The 14,615-nt window shown below is 47.8% G+C and carries 18 protein-coding genes; 12 read left to right on the top strand and 6 right to left on the bottom strand.

Annotation, left to right across the window (positions count from 1 at the left end; all coding sequences use genetic code 11):
- Nucleotides 1-351: 351 nt before the first annotated feature.
- The 6 genes from coxB to E2I14_RS09255 are packed head-to-tail and all read left to right on the top strand — an operon-like array spanning nt 352 to nt 5,061.
- Nucleotides 352-1,542, top strand: a complete 1,191-nt coding sequence (coxB, locus tag E2I14_RS09275; RefSeq protein ID WP_133327716.1) for a cytochrome c oxidase subunit II — start codon at nt 352-354, stop codon at nt 1,540-1,542.
- Nucleotides 1,543-1,558: 16 nt separating this feature from the next.
- The gene (gene ctaD, locus E2I14_RS09270; RefSeq protein ID WP_133327714.1) at nt 1,559-3,181 is read left to right on the top strand and encodes a cytochrome c oxidase subunit I; all 1,623 of its coding nucleotides are present in this window, start codon (nt 1,559-1,561) and stop codon (nt 3,179-3,181) included.
- A gap of 16 nt (nt 3,182-3,197) precedes the next feature.
- Nucleotides 3,198-3,323: a cytochrome oxidase small assembly protein gene (locus E2I14_RS19665; RefSeq protein WP_319945924.1), complete on the top strand. Its 126-nt coding sequence runs from the start codon at nt 3,198-3,200 to the stop codon at nt 3,321-3,323.
- Between the two features lie 9 nt (nt 3,324-3,332).
- Entirely contained in the window at nt 3,333-3,899 is a 567-nt protein-coding gene (locus E2I14_RS09265; RefSeq protein WP_227544676.1) for a cytochrome c oxidase assembly protein, read from the top strand.
- 50 nt (nt 3,900-3,949) lie between these two features.
- Nucleotides 3,950-4,168 (top strand): DUF2970 domain-containing protein, encoded by a 219-nt coding sequence (locus tag E2I14_RS09260; RefSeq protein ID WP_133327712.1) that lies wholly within the window; start codon nt 3,950-3,952, stop codon nt 4,166-4,168.
- A gap of 32 nt (nt 4,169-4,200) precedes the next feature.
- On the top strand, nt 4,201-5,061 hold the full coding sequence (locus E2I14_RS09255) for a cytochrome c oxidase subunit 3 (RefSeq protein WP_133327710.1): 861 nt from the start codon (nt 4,201-4,203) through the stop codon (nt 5,059-5,061).
- Nucleotides 5,062-5,191: 130 nt separating this feature from the next.
- On the opposite strand, the gene E2I14_RS09250 is transcribed toward E2I14_RS09255, so the two are convergent.
- A complete protein-coding gene (locus E2I14_RS09250) occupies nt 5,192-5,395 on the bottom strand; it encodes a twin transmembrane helix small protein (RefSeq protein WP_133327709.1) in 204 nt (67 codons plus the stop codon).
- Nucleotides 5,396-5,447: 52 nt separating this feature from the next.
- On the opposite strand from E2I14_RS09250, the gene E2I14_RS09245 reads away from it, so the two are divergent.
- From E2I14_RS09245 to E2I14_RS09220, 6 genes are all read left to right on the top strand, one after another.
- Nucleotides 5,448-6,158, top strand: coding sequence for an SURF1 family protein (locus tag E2I14_RS09245; RefSeq protein WP_133327707.1), 711 nt, complete (start codon nt 5,448-5,450; stop codon nt 6,156-6,158).
- Nucleotides 6,155-6,799 (top strand): SCO family protein, encoded by a 645-nt coding sequence (locus tag E2I14_RS09240; RefSeq protein WP_227544675.1) that lies wholly within the window; start codon nt 6,155-6,157, stop codon nt 6,797-6,799. The genes E2I14_RS09245 and E2I14_RS09240 overlap by 4 nt, the downstream gene beginning before the upstream one ends.
- A 5-nt stretch (nt 6,800-6,804) precedes the next feature.
- Nucleotides 6,805-7,884: a COX15/CtaA family protein gene (locus E2I14_RS09235; protein ID WP_133327705.1), complete on the top strand. Its 1,080-nt coding sequence runs from the start codon at nt 6,805-6,807 to the stop codon at nt 7,882-7,884.
- A gap of 75 nt (nt 7,885-7,959) precedes the next feature.
- Nucleotides 7,960-8,844, top strand: a complete 885-nt coding sequence (gene cyoE, locus E2I14_RS09230; RefSeq protein ID WP_133327703.1) for a heme o synthase — start codon at nt 7,960-7,962, stop codon at nt 8,842-8,844.
- A gap of 33 nt (nt 8,845-8,877) precedes the next feature.
- Nucleotides 8,878-9,468: an SCO family protein gene (locus E2I14_RS09225; protein WP_206105613.1), complete on the top strand. Its 591-nt coding sequence runs from the start codon at nt 8,878-8,880 to the stop codon at nt 9,466-9,468.
- A gap of 18 nt (nt 9,469-9,486) precedes the next feature.
- Nucleotides 9,487-10,290, top strand: coding sequence for a D-hexose-6-phosphate mutarotase (locus tag E2I14_RS09220; RefSeq protein WP_133327701.1), 804 nt, complete (start codon nt 9,487-9,489; stop codon nt 10,288-10,290).
- 88 nt (nt 10,291-10,378) lie between these two features.
- On the opposite strand, the gene rpoH is transcribed toward E2I14_RS09220, so the two are convergent.
- The 5 genes from rpoH to ftsY form a co-directional block, all read right to left on the bottom strand.
- A complete protein-coding gene (gene rpoH, locus E2I14_RS09215; RefSeq protein WP_133327699.1) occupies nt 10,379-11,266 on the bottom strand; it encodes an RNA polymerase sigma factor RpoH in 888 nt (295 codons plus the stop codon).
- 208 nt (nt 11,267-11,474) lie between these two features.
- On the bottom strand, nt 11,475-12,413 hold the full coding sequence (locus E2I14_RS09210; protein WP_133327697.1) for a cell division protein FtsX: 939 nt from the start codon (nt 12,411-12,413) through the stop codon (nt 11,475-11,477).
- 57 nt (nt 12,414-12,470) lie between these two features.
- Nucleotides 12,471-13,139: a cell division ATP-binding protein FtsE gene (locus E2I14_RS09205; RefSeq protein WP_133327695.1), complete on the bottom strand. Its 669-nt coding sequence runs from the start codon at nt 13,137-13,139 to the stop codon at nt 12,471-12,473.
- Complete coding sequence (locus E2I14_RS09200) at nt 13,136-13,570, bottom strand: GNAT family N-acetyltransferase (RefSeq protein ID WP_227544674.1); 435 nt, start codon at nt 13,568-13,570, stop codon at nt 13,136-13,138. The genes E2I14_RS09205 and E2I14_RS09200 overlap by 4 nt, the downstream gene beginning before the upstream one ends.
- A gap of 19 nt (nt 13,571-13,589) precedes the next feature.
- Nucleotides 13,590-14,615, bottom strand: a complete 1,026-nt coding sequence (ftsY, locus tag E2I14_RS09195) for a signal recognition particle-docking protein FtsY (protein WP_133327691.1) — start codon at nt 14,613-14,615, stop codon at nt 13,590-13,592.

Raw genomic sequence — 14,615 nt, 5'->3', positions numbered from 1 at the left:
TGATTTTTGGCAGCATTTTGCTTGATGGCAAGCCTGTTTTCGACATATACTCTCGTCAATATGGGATATCACCTAGATATATAGCTGCCTCAGTTTTTTATTAAAAAACATATTATTTTTAGTAAATTATTGTTTTTATTGGTATTTGTTACATTCTTTTCAATACTCGTCTGAACAATCGGTACACAGTAGCTATGCCATCCAAATCAGCGCGCAAGTGCTTGATTTCAGTAAGTGTTTTAAGTTTTTAAGTAACGGCAGGGGTAAATTTTAAGCCCAATTTTTTAGCTAAATTGTGTCCGGCTTAGGCTACCTAGTGATAAGAATTCTAATTGGTTTTTTGGGGAAAACATGAAACATGCGAAGCGATTACCATCGTTAATGCTCGGTTCCTTAATGATGGCAGCAGGGACGTCATCTTGGGCGCAGCAAGTTGTTCAAAATGTTGTTGATAGCAAAGGTGGCCCTGCGGTACGTCAAATGACATTCCAGCAGCCTGTGACGCAAATTGCAGAACAAATCTATTCCATTCACAACTTGATGATGGGTATTTGCTTGGCGATTTTCGTTGTGGTGTTCGGAGTAATGTTTTATTCCATCCTGAAACACCGCAAATCCTTAGGCCACAAACCAGCGACCTTCCACGAAAGCATTACCGTTGAAATCGCATGGACCATCGTTCCATTCTTAATCGTTATTGGTATGGCTTTGCCAGCGACCAAAACCGTGGTTGCGATGAAAGACACTTCCAATTCCGACATCACCATCAAAGTAACGGGTATGCAATGGAAATGGGGTTACGACTACATCAAAGGTGAAGGCGAAGGCATTTCATTCTTGTCGACTTTATCCACTCCGCGCGAACAAATTGGCGCGCCAGGTAAAGCCCCAACCCAAGCTCGTGGCGAAAACTACCTGATCGAAGTCGATAACGAAGTCGTTGTCCCAGTCAACAAAAAAGTCCGCATCATTACTACTGCAAATGACGTCATCCACTCATGGACTATTCCTGCATTCGGTTTGAAGCAGGATGCGATCCCAGGTTTTGTACGTGATACTTGGTTTAAAGCGGAAAAGGTCGGTAAATACCGTGGTCAATGCGTTGAATTGTGCGGCAAAGAGCACGCGTTCATGCCAGTGGTCGTCAACGTTGTGAGCGAAGCAGACTACAAAGTCTGGGTCGATTCCAAGAAAAAAGAAATGGCAGCGTTAGCCGATGATCCAAATAAAACTTGGACTGTCGATGAATTGAAACAACGCGGCGAAAAAGTGTACACAGCAAACTGCGTAGTGTGCCATCAAGCAAACGGTAAAGGTGTACCCGGCGCATTCCCAGCATTGGACGGTTCTGCTGTAGTCAATGGCGGGAAAGACGCACAAATCCATTTGGTATTGAACGGTAAAAACGCGATGCCAACTTGGAAGAGCGTCTTGTCCGATACCGAGATCGCTGCTGTTATTACTTACACTCGTAATAACTGGTCAAACAAAGCCCAAGAAAATATTGTTCAACCAGCAGAAGTTCTGGCTGCGCGTAAGTAATTCATAGGAGATTCTAATGAGCAACATCGCAATGGATCACGCCCACGCTGATCATTCTCACGGCCATGATCATGGACACGACCATGACCACGCGCACGATCACCCGCATGGATTTCGTCGCTGGTTGTTTGCAACCAACCACAAAGATATCGGTACGCTGTATTTAATTTTCTCCTTCACCATGTTGTTGGCTGGCGGTGTGATGGCGTTATTAATTCGCGCTGAATTGTTCCAACCTGGTTTGCAATTGATGCAACCAGAGTTCTTTAATCAATTGACCACGATGCACGGTTTGGTCATGGTGTTCGGCGCGATTATGCCGGCCTTTGTTGGTTTCGCTAACTGGATGATCCCGCTGCAAATCGGCGCATCCGATATGGCTTTTGCGCGGATGAATAACTTCTCATTCTGGTTAATGCCACCTGCTGCGATTCTGTTGACGACCTCGTTCTTGGTTCCTGGCGGCGCAACGGCTGCTGGCTGGACTTTGTATGCACCGTTATCAACTCAAATGGGACCTGGTATGGACATGGCGATTTTCGCTGTGCATATCATGGGTGCTTCGTCCATCATGGGTTCGATCAACATCATCACGACGATTTTGAACATGCGCGCTCCTGGCATGACATTGATGAAGATGCCGATGTTCTGCTGGACATGGTTGATTACTGCTTACTTATTGATCGCTGTTATGCCGGTGTTGGCTGGCGCGATTACGATGACTTTGACGGATCGTCATTTCGGCACTTCCTTCTTTAACGCGGCCGGCGGCGGCGACCCTGTGATGTATCAACATATTTTCTGGTTCTTCGGACATCCAGAGGTGTACATCATGATTTTGCCAGCGTTCGGTATTGTTTCTCAGATCATCCCAGCTTTCGCACGTAAGCAATTGTTCGGTTATGCATCCATGGTGTACGCAACATCGTCTATCGCGATTTTGTCCTTCATCGTTTGGGCGCACCACATGTTTACTACTGGAATGCCAGTGACAGCGCAGTTGTTCTTCATGTATGCAACGATGTTGATCGCGGTGCCAACCGGCGTGAAGGTGTTTAACTGGATCGCAACAATGTGGCAAGGTTCGATGACATTCGAAACGCCGATGTTATTTGCGGTCGGTTTTATTTTCGTATTCACCATCGGTGGTTTTACTGGCTTAATCTTAGCGGTGACTCCAATCGATATTCAAATGCAAGATACCTACTACGTTGTGGCCCATTTCCACTATGTATTGGTGGCTGGTTCTTTGTTTGCGTTGTTTGCTGGTTTTTACTACTGGAGTCCAAAATGGACCGGTTTCATGTACAACGAACTGCGCGGCAAAATCCATTTCTGGAATTCGTTAATCTGGTTCAACGTGACCTTCTTCCCAATGCACTTCTTGGGCTTAGCAGGTATGCCACGTCGTTATGCTGACTATCCAGCACAATTTACGGATTTCAATCAGTTGGCAACAATCGGCGCGTTCGGCTTTGGTCTGACTCAAGTGTATTTCCTGTTCTTCGTTGTGTTGCCAGCGTATCGTGGCGGCAAGAAGGCAGAAGATAAACCTTGGGAAGGCGCGGAAGGTTTGGAATGGACAGTACCAAGCCCAGCCCCATTCCACACATTTGAAACACCACCAACAGTCAAATAATAAAGGTAGGGAGCGCATGCTCCCTAACGTGCTTGCGATGACAGATAAAAAATCTAAAAACCTCCAAACTGCCTTGATCTTGGCATCGATGGCAGCCGTGTTTTTCATCGGTATATTTGTTAAGCAGATTTGGTTTCGGTAAAGAGATGCAATGAAAAATTCGAAAGCAGCTAACTTGCTGGCAAAACTAAATGCAGTAATGCTCGGTAAGTTAGTCGTGATAGCGGTGCTGATGTTTGGTTTTGGTTTTGCATTGATCCCAATGTATAAACAGATCTGCGAATTAACCGGTGTGAATATTCTCACCAACAAGGATGACAAAGTTGCGCTTCCTGATAATACGCAAATCGATAAAACCCGCTTAATTACGGTTGAATTTGATGCCAACACCACAGGTCCTTGGCGTTTTAGACCAGTGGCAAGTAGTTTAAAAGTACACCCCGGTGAAATGACCCAGATCGTGTATGAAGTCGTGAATACGCAGTCCCGCAAAATGGACGCGCAAGCGATTCCAAGTTATGCGCCGCACGAAGCCGAGGCGTTTTTTAAGAAAATGGAATGCTTTTGCTTTAAGCAGCAAACGTTGGGACCGAACGAGGCGAGACAAATGCCGGTGGTGTTTTACATTGATCCAAAGCTACCAAAAAATGTCACGACCATTACGTTGTCGTACACCTTTTTTGAAGTTGGCGGCAATGTAGTGAAAGCACCAACCTAGTTCGACAATGTTGTTTGTTGGTGGTAGGCGCGTTTTGCTTTAGAGGTGATATGGACGATTTAAAAGAAGCATCCCAGCGCAAGCTGTCGTTTTTTGCCACGTTGAAAGCAGTATTCTGGTCGTTTTTTGGTGTTCGCAAAAAAAGCGCCTATGAACAAGACGTTGCAAAATTGAACCCAATTTATGTAGTTATCGCAGGAATTTTTGGCGCAGTACTATTCATCACAACGCTCATCCTGATTGTGAAAAGCGTTGTGGCAAATCAATGATCTAAATATTAAGTTTGTTTCGGGAGATGAAAATGAGTTCAGGGCACGCAAAAGCGCCGTATTACTTTGTTCCAGGTCCGTCCCAGTGGCCGATTTTCGGAGGAGCGACATTGCTCTTGACGATGTTCGGCGCCGCTGCATGGGTCAATGATTTGCCATGGGGTGTGTATGCAAACTTCATCGGTATCGCGTTGACTTTGGTTGTGTTGTACAACTGGTTTGGCGATGCGATCAAGGAATCGGAAGGCGGCCAATATGGCGCGCGTGTTGACGTGTCGTATCGCTGGAGCATGAGCTGGTTTATTTTCTCTGAAGTGATGTTTTTCGGCGCGTTTTTTGGTGCGTTGTTCTATGCGCGCTCGATCACCATGCCTTGGTTAGCTGATTTGGATAACAAATTAATCTGGCCTGATTTCGTTGGTCACTGGGGTAATATCGGCCCAGCAGGTACGATCGAAACATTCAAAACAATGAGCCCGTTCCCGATTCCAACCATCAACACCGCCTTGTTGTTAACTTCTGGCGTGACATTAACGATTGCTCATCATGCATTGTTAGCTGGTCATCGTGCTAAGACTTCCTTGTTCTTGTTTGCCACCATCGTTTTGGGCGCGATTTTCATGGGCTTCCAAGGCTTTGAATACTTTCACGCTTACACCGAATTGAATTTGAAATTGACCTCGGGTATTTACGGTTCAACCTTCTTCTTGTTGACCGGTTTCCACGGTTTCCACGTGACGATGGGCGCGATCATGTTGTCCGTTGTGTTGTATCGCCATATGCGCGGTGACTTCACCACGACACATCATTTTGCATTCGAAGGCGCCGCTTGGTATTGGCACTTTGTTGACGTGGTTTGGCTGGGTTTATACGTGGTTGTATATTGGTTGTAAGCGACTGCGCCTCAATCAAAAAGCCGCACTTCGGGTGCGGCTTTTTGTTGGGGAAAAAAGTAGTGCGATGTAAGTGAACTGACCAACTATCTTTGCAAAGCCTATACAAGACTAGCGCGCATCCTGTGGTCTAATAGCGGATTCCGGTGGGTTGAATATAGCCATAATGATTCGCGATCAGAATCAATATAAATAAGCTAACCGAAAAGCCCACGCGCAGCGCCAAGGCTTTAACGGTACGCATACTGCGCCCTTTATCTTTCATTAAATACACCAATGCTGAAGCTAAGCTGGCGATGATTAAGATAAAGGCAATGGCGACAAAGATTTTCATGATTTTTAGTAGTTTAATGGCGCGCAGCGCAAAAATGTGAGTGCCTATTGTAATGCTTACTTTCCGATTTAGACTAGTTCCTTTCATTGCGACTCTGCTGCTGTTTGCCTTAGGCTGTTCTTTGTCGTACTGGCAAACGCAACGCGCAAAAACCAAAGAAGCCATTGAGGCAAAATTGTTGGTGCGCGAAAGCACTCCCGCCGTGCTTTTGCCCCCCGCCGTCGATGTCAGCCAAATGGAATATACCCGTGTAACCTTGATCGGCGAATTTGTCGCGGATTGGCCGCTGTATTTAGACAATCGCCCGATGAACGGCGTCGCCGGCATTTACGTGCTTATGCCATTTAAATTACAAGGGGAAAATAAAGTCGTGCTGGTTGAGCGCGGTTGGTTGCCGAGAAATTCTACTGATCGTGCCACTATCAAACCGTATCGAACACCGAGCGGAATCATTCAAATCGAAGGTGCGCTCAAAGCCAGCGGCGGGCATGTTTTACAATTAGGCCAAAGCGCGCCTTTGCAGCCCAAAGCCTTAGTTCAAAATATCGAAATCAACGCGTTCAATGCGGCCAGTAAATTCAATGCGGAACCGTTTTTTATCGAGCAAACCAAAGGGCCCGAAGACGGTTTGCAACGCGATTGGCCGCGCGCTTCGATGGGTTCAGAGCGACATAGAGGATATGCTTTTCAATGGCTAGCATTGGCCGTAATGGCATTATTATTTTTCTTGGTAACAGGATTCAAAGGCGGGAAAAAACAGTGAATACGACGCAAGCAAACACCACATCAACATCGAATTTAAACCCAGAGCAGCAAGCGCTAAAAGTAAAACAAGGCCGCTGGAAACTGTATTTAGTCATCGCCATTTGCGCTTCACCCTTGTTGTTTTCCTACTTGGCGTATTACGTAATCAAGCCCACCGGTCGCACCAACTACGGCACCTTGCTTGATCCGCGTTTGTATCCGATGCCTAAACTCAACGCGCAACTGTTGGGCGAGACGAGCGCGGTACAAGAACTGGATGCCTACAAAGGCAAGTGGATTATGTTGGAAGTGATTTCGTCTGATTGCGCAAAACAATGTCAAAAAAGTTTATACGACATGCGCCAATTACGTCTCACCCAAGGTAAAGACATGGACAGGATCGAGCGCGTAGTTTTAATCACCGACCAGCAACCGCTGGAAACCATGCTGTTACGCGAACACGACGGCGCACATTTTTTGCGGATTGATCCGAAAGTTCTGCAAGCGTGGCTGCCTGTTGAAGACGGCACGACGATGCAAGACCGCTTATATTTAATTGATCCACTCGGAAATTTAATGATGCGTTACTCAGTCGATGCTGACCCTAACAAAATTAAAAAAGACATTATTAAACTGCTTAAAGCTTCTAGCATCGGGTAACGCATATGTGGATTGAACTCGCCATTACAGCTTTATTGGTCGCGTCGGTTCCTTTGGCTATCGTTTGGGTATCGAGCGACGCCAACAAATACCGCAAACTGGTTTTTGTGACGCTGTTTTTGACCTTTGATTTGATCATGTTTGGTGGTTTCACGCGCCTAACTGATTCTGGATTGGGATGCCCCGATTGGCCGGGTTGTTACGGTGCCTCCAACCCGTTCATCGCGCACGCTGACATTAGCGCTGCGCAAGCGGCGATGCCAGAAGGGCCAGTCACTCATTTCAAAGCGTGGATTGAAATGATTCACCGCTATTTGGCGATGACGGTTGGCGTATTGATCGTGACGCAAATGATTATTGCCTGGATTAAGCGCAAACAGTTTTCAGGTGCGCCGGCCTATGCGACCCTGCTGTTCTTTTTCGTCTGCCTACAAGGCGCATTCGGTGCGTGGACGGTGACCTTAAAACTGCAACCGATCATCGTTACCACGCATTTATTGTTGGGCATGGGATTGTTGGCGATGTTGGGCTGGCTGTCTGAGCGCATTAAGGCGCCTCACAACCAAACTAGGGTGCCGCATGAAGCCTTGAAGCTGCGTTGGCTGGCGAGGTTGGCTTGGCTGATCTTGGTCGTGCAGATCGCTTTAGGCGGCTGGGTGAGCACCAATTACGCTGTGTTAGCGTGCACTGACTATCCGATGTGCCAAGGCGTGATGGTGCCACCTATGGATTTCGAGCATGGATTTAGCTTGTGGCGCGAATTGGGTAAAACGGTCAATGGTGACTATTTATCGTTCGCCGCACTTACTGCGATCCATTGGGTACACCGCAATTTTGCGTGGTTGGTGGTGCTGAGTTCTGGCTTGCTGACTCTCAAAGCGCGTAAGTTGGCGGGTTTGACCAAAGTCGCCAATGGGATTTTGATCGTTCTAGTTGTTCAATTCTGCACTGGCTTAGCCAACATATTGCTAAGTTGGCCATTAGCAATCGCGGTAATGCACAATGGTGGCGCGGCGTTGCTGTTGCTGCTGTTGACCATGTTAAACTACCGAGTTCAGATTCCGGTCGATTTGCGTCGTAAATAGCACTTAGTCGAATCCCGAATAAATACCGAACGAATACCGAACAAATACCGAACACGCATCAGTTTTTAGGAAAGCATGAACACCTTGACCGCTCATCCCAGTCGCATCTCTCAATATCTGGCCTTGACCAAGCCGCGCGTGACACAATTGGCGGTTTTCTGCGCTGTGATCGGCATGTTTTTGGCGACGCCAGAATTGCCCGACTGGCACATCGTATTTTTCGCCGCAGTCGGTATTTGGCTGTTAGCTGGCGCAGCGTTTGCGGTGAACTGCTTGGTGGAGCGCGAAATTGATGCGCGCATGGCACGCACTGCACGCCGCGCTTCAGCGCAAGGCGAAATTTCAGTGCAGCAGATTTTGCTGTTCTCTGCGGTGATTGGTGGCGCGGGGATGTGGGTGTTGTACTTCTTGGTCAATCCGCTAACCATGTGGCTGACCTTCGCCACGTTCATCGGTTACGCCGTGATTTATACGATTTTATTAAAGCCGGCCACACCGCAAAACATCGTCATCGGTGGCTTATCGGGCGCGATGCCGCCTGCTTTGGGTTGGGCCGCGGTCGCTAACGATGTTCCGATGCAGGCGTGGTTGTTGGTGTTGATTATCTTTGTTTGGACGCCGCCACACTTTTGGGCGCTGGCACTGTATCGGCGCGATGATTACGCTAAATCCGGTTTACCGATGCTGCCGATTACTCATGGGATGAAATTCACAGGTTTGCAAATTTGGCTCTACACGATTGTGTTGGTCGCCACCACCGTTTTGCCGTTTGCAGTGCAAATGAGTGGCTTGATTTATCTGGCGAGCGCGTTGATTTTGGGCGGGATTTTCTTGTATTACGCTTGGCAAATTTACCGTCATTACAACGATATGTTGGCCCGTAAAACCTTCACTTTCTCGATTATTTATTTGTCCTTATTGTTCGCTGCATTGTTAGTCGATCATTACCTGAGATTTTAATTTTTGACCTCTGCGCGTACATCAGAAAAGCTTATGAAACTTCAATTGAAATCGTTCTTTGCCATAGTCGGATTAGTTCTCTCAGTCTGCGCGTGCAGCCAAAACGCCAAACTTGATTTTAAAAATACCGATATAACCGGACTGCAATACGCCACCGAATTTAGTTTGCCTGATGCTACTGGCAAGGTGCGCCATTTGTCGGACTTCAAAGGTAAGGTGGTTGTGATGTTTTTCGGCTACACCCAATGTCCGGATGTTTGCCCAACAACCATGGCCGAACTATCGACCGTGATGCAGCAATTGGGCCCGCAGTCTGATCAAGTGCAAGTGTTATTCGTCAGCCTCGATCCTGAGCGCGATACCAAACAAATCATGGCGCAATATCCTCCTGCTTTCGATAAGCGTTTTTTAGGCTTGGTCGGTTCGGTTGCTGAGACCAAAAAAATTGCCTCCGACTTTAAAATCTTCTACGAAAAGGTTCCCGGCAAAACACCCGGCAGCTACAGCATTGATCACAGTGCTGGCAGCTACGTGTTTGATAAAGAAGGCCATGTGCGTTTGTTCGTGCGTTTTAATCAAGGACCAGAGCCGATTGTGCACGATCTCAAATTGCTGCTTAATTGATTCCGCATTCATCTATTAATGAAACACACTCTTTATTCGGCTGACGGTGCAAAGGCTGAGATCGCCTTGAATGGCGCGCATGTTACTTCGTGGATTCCACAGGAATTCGGTGAGCAATTATTCCTGAGTCAACAATCGGACCTTAAAGCTGGCGCATCCATACGTGGCGGTGTGCCGGTTATTTTTCCGCAGTTTGCAGCATTGGGGAACTTACCGAAACACGGTTTCGCACGCAATCAATTGTGGCACTTGCGTCAATCCGATCAGCCCGATCGGGCGGTTTTCGAGTTGCGGGATAACGATATGACGCGGGCGATTTGGCCGCATGCGTTTTTAGCGGAAATTACGGTAGTGATTTCAGGACTCGCGCTAGAGGTTGAGTTAGCAGTCACCAACACTGGAACAACTCCATTTGATTTTACCGCTGCGCTGCACACCTATTTGCGCGTTGATGATATTGCCGCCACTCGCCTGTTAGGATTGCAAGGCACGACTTACCGTGATTCCGTGACCGGCACCAACGGATGTGTTGAGAAGGACGACGAGTGCGCGATTGTTGGGCAAGTAGATCGCATTTATTTCAATGCGTCGAACAAGCTAACGGTGAAGCGAAACCACCATTCTGTCTTGGTGCAAAGCATCGGATTTCCGGATGCGGTGGTGTGGAATCCGGGCCCCGAATTAAGTGCTGCGATGGCGGATATGGAGCCACAAGGTTATCAACGCATGCTGTGTGTTGAGGCTGCCAACATTGGTAATCCAGTCGTCTTGCAATCGGGGCAGCGTTGGAGTGCTGCTCAGCGTTTGCTGGTGTCGAAATAAGCGATCTTCGCGCATACAATTTAAACTGTTGCCCCAACAAAAAACGCTCGTTAAGAGCGTTTTTTATTGGGGCGATCATTGCTAATACTTAAGCATAAGCAGCCAAACTGCCTTTCATTTTCTTCAACGCCGCGCTTTCAATTTGACGAATTCGTTCAGCCGAAACACTGAACTCGGCCGCCAAATCATGCAACGTAGCACCGCTGCCGTCATCATTGGCTAACCAACGTGCCTCGATAATTCGACGTGAGCGTGGATCGAGGTTTTCAAGTGCTGTTTCCAAACCGGTAGTTTGGAGTTGGTCGTAATGCTGCGCTTCCAATACCTTGGTTGGTTCATTGTTATCGCTCGATAAATAAGCAATCGGTGCAAATTTGTCGTCTTCGTCGTCGGTCGGCGCGTCTAAGGCCATGTCGCGACCCGCTAAACGCATTTCCATCTCGATGACTTCTTCGCGCTTGACGTTGAGCGTCTCAGCCAAATTATCGATCTGGCTTTGGGTCATGCTTTCAAAACCGATTTTGTGGCTGCGCAGGTTGAAGAACAATTTACGTTGCGCTTTGGTTGTCGCAACTTTGACCAAACGCCAATTTTTTAAAATGTATTCGTGCATCTCGGCTTTAATCCAATGCATCGCATAGGACACTAAACGCACACCTTGGTCAGGATTAAAGCGTTTTACCGCTTTCATTAAGCCGATATTGCCTTCTTGAATCAAATCAGCGTGCGGCAGGCCATAGCCTAAATAGCCGCGGGCGATCGAAACCACTAAGCGTAAATGGGACAGAACCATTTGCTGCGCAGCGCCCAAATCATTTTGGTCGCGCAAGGCGGTGGCTAAGCGGGTTTCTTCTTCTTGAGTCAGCATCGGCAGGCGATTGACCGCGGAAATGTAGGCGTCGATATTGCCTAGCGTTCCGGTAAAGCCCAGCGCTAATGCAGTGTTATTGGATGATAGTGTTGTTGAATGGCTCATGTTGTTTCCTTACACTCCAATCATTATCTATTGCTTAACTTCAATAAATGAATTTATCGCGTTCAAACATTATATTAGCACTCTATTGGGAAGAGTGCTAATCAAGGTTAATTGTTGTAAAAAACGGAGACATTTACGGCTAAATCAGTCGATTCTGATCTGTTTTTAGGCAAAAAACAAAGAGAAACGATGATTTTGCGGAAACTACTTATGAAATTTGCTTGGCTTGATGACGAACTGATAAAAAGGCCCCAAATAAGCCTAATAAAGCGCTTAAAACCAGCAAATATAGGCTGAAAACCGCATTAAGTGGTGCCAATTGAAATTCCGAGCCATATAAACTCGCGAATTCTGAGATGGCCTGATTCATAGGATGCAATGCACCAGCGACGATGCCTAAAGACACCGCACCCGATACCAGACCCAATATTGCGCCGGTGTAATAGTAAGGACGGCTAATATATTGACTAGTTGCTCCTAGCAGGCGAATTACCGCGATCTCGGCTTGGCGTGACAGTACTTGCAAGCGCGTCGCGTTAAAGACCACCGTTATAACCACCACACTCAAAATAATCGCCAAAGCGATCAAGACAAATTGCGCCAGATGCAGCAGGGCGGCGAGACGCTTGATCCAGTTGGAATCAATTTGCACATGATCTACTTCGGGCAACTTTTGCAACTGGGCAGCCAAGGCTTCGATCTTGGCGGGGGTGGATTGTTGGGTACTTAATTCAATATGTTGCTCAAAGCTGAGGATGTATGCATCGGGCAGCGGATTTTCGCCCAAGGTTGACAGCACGTCACCCAAGTTGGAATTGGTTTGCATGCTGACTAGTGCTTTTTCGCGCGGCACGAAAGTTATCTTGGCTGAGGTTTGCGCGCTTTTGACAGTTTTCTTCAAAGTATCGGCAAATGCGGTTGCATCGGCGCGACTAACGTTGGTTTTCAAAAATAGGCTTAATTCCGGTTCGATAGCGAGCTCATTGGAAATCGGGCGCACGTTCTCAATCAACGTTAATCCCGCAATCGGTAAGGACAAGGCGACCGCGACCACGATCACGTTGAATAGGAAATTACCCGGTGCGCGGAGAATTTGCTTTGCTGCGTCTAAGCTGGCGGCAGCGTGTTGTCGGAACCAAATTTTCATAGCGTTCTGTGTATCAGTGGTTGATCGGTGGCCAAGCGGTGATGAGCGATTGGGGGCTTATACGGCAGATTGCCAGCTTTGGCTTTGCTTGCCTTGATTTAAATAAATCACCCGCTCAGCTTTGCCTAGGAATTCTTCATCGTGGCTGGAAACAATGCAGGTAACGCCCGCCGCTTGAAACGCCCGTAAAGCGTCCATGACCTTTTTAGCGTTATCTCGATCCAGGTAAGCGGTTGGTTCATCGGCCAAAATCACTTGCGGGCGATTCACAATCGCGCGTGCAATGGCAACTCGCTGCTGTTCTCCGCCTGACAGTGCCAAAGGAAAGGAATCGGCCTTGTCGGCTAAATCCATTCTATCCAATGCCGCATTGGCACGGATTAATGCGTCTTTGGTGGTTGCGCCGCTAATCATCAACGGCAGCATCACATTGGCTAACACGGAGCGATCGAGCAGCAGCGCATGGTCTTGCAGGATCAGACCCAAGTTGCGCCGAAAATAGGGCAGGCTGGCTGATTTTAGTCCCGCGATATTTTGCCCATTGACTAACACCTGCCCGCTGCTTGGGCGCTCCATGGCCGCAATCATTTTCAGAATCGTTGATTTACCTGCGCCCGATGGGCCGGCCAAAAAGACCAATTCGCCGCGCGCAATCGAAAACGAAACATCGCTTAATGCGGAAACGCTGGGTGGAAAATGTTTGCTGACCTGTTTAAATTCGATCATGGTGTTTGATAGATATTAGGTTGGGTGATTTCCATGGCGCGGCCCGGATTAGCCAGCGGGGTAAAGCCGAACTGCTTGTATAAATTGTGTGCATCGCGGGTGATTAACATCCAGCGGCGCAAGCCCTGCAAATCGGGATGCGCTTTGATGGCAGCGATTAATGTCTTGGCATAACCGCGACCTTGGTAATCGGTTTGGATAAAGACGTCCGCCAAATACGCGAAGGTCGCAAAATCTGTGGTCACGCGCGCAAAACCAATTTGTTGCTGTGATTCGGTCAAATACACGCCAAAGCATAACGAGTTGGCAATCACTTGTTCGACAGTAGCACGCGGAATACCGAGCGACCAATATTGTTGGCTTAATTCGGCGTGCAAGAAGTCGAGATTGAGTTTTGACTTGTCCGTGCTGATGTCGATTGGTGTATCCAAACTAATTCGATTCCTCAGATTAACCTAACAAAGCGTCCACAAATTCGGTGGCGTTAAATGGCTGCAAATCTTCGATTTTTTCACCCACGCCGATGAAGTACACGGGAATTGGGCGCGTCTTGGCGATGGCAGCCAAAATCCCGCCTTTAGCGGTTCCATCGAGCTTGGTAATGACTAATCCGGTCAATTGAATTGCATCGTCAAATGCTTGGACTTGTGCTAGCGCGTTTTGCCCGGTATTGCCGTCGATTACCAATAACACCTCGTGCGGAGCGCTGGCCATGCCTTTGGTGACTACGCGTTTAATCTTCTTTAATTCTTCCATCAAATGCAACTGACTAGGTAGGCGGCCTGCGGTATCGACCATCACCACATTGATTCCCTTGGCAATGGCTGAATTGACTGAATCAAACGCCACCGCGGCCGGATCACCGGATTCTTGCGCGATTACCGTAACGTTGTTGCGCTCACCCCAAATGGTGAGTTGCTCACGCGCTGCGGCGCGAAAGGTGTCTCCAGCGGCTAATAACACCGATTGACCGTGTGCTTGCAAATGCTTGGCCAGTTTGCCGATAGTGGTGGTTTTGCCAGCGCCGTTGACGCCAGCGATCATCATCACTAGCGGCTGATGCTGGCCTAGTTCTAGGGTTTTTTCGAGCGGGGATAAGAAGTCGATAAAAATAGTTTTAAGCGCTGCTTTAACTTGTTCGGCTTCAGTTAATTTTTGCTGCTTAACCTGTTTTTTTAACTCGTCCAATAAATACAAGGTGGCTTCCATCCCAGCGTCTGACATCAGCAGGGCGGATTCTAGTTCTTCGTACAAATCGTCATCGATTTTTGCGCCGACGAATAAACTGGACAGATTGTTGGACGTTTTGGCCAGGCCAGCTTTAAGGCGCGATAACCACGATTGCTTGGCTTCGGCGTTGTTGCCGGGAGCGACGGGTAAATCGGTGGAATCAGGTGCGGTGTCGGATTGTTCTGACGAAGCGGGTGCGTTCACCACTTCGTCGGTTTTTGGTTTTTTTTTGAAGAAACTAAACAT

This window comes from Sapientia aquatica, assembly GCF_004358105.1.
GTDB lineage: Bacteria > Pseudomonadota > Gammaproteobacteria > Burkholderiales > Burkholderiaceae_D > Solimicrobium > Solimicrobium aquaticum.
Note: the sequence above shows the minus strand (reverse complement) of the source record. Positions and strands in the feature narration are given on the sequence as shown.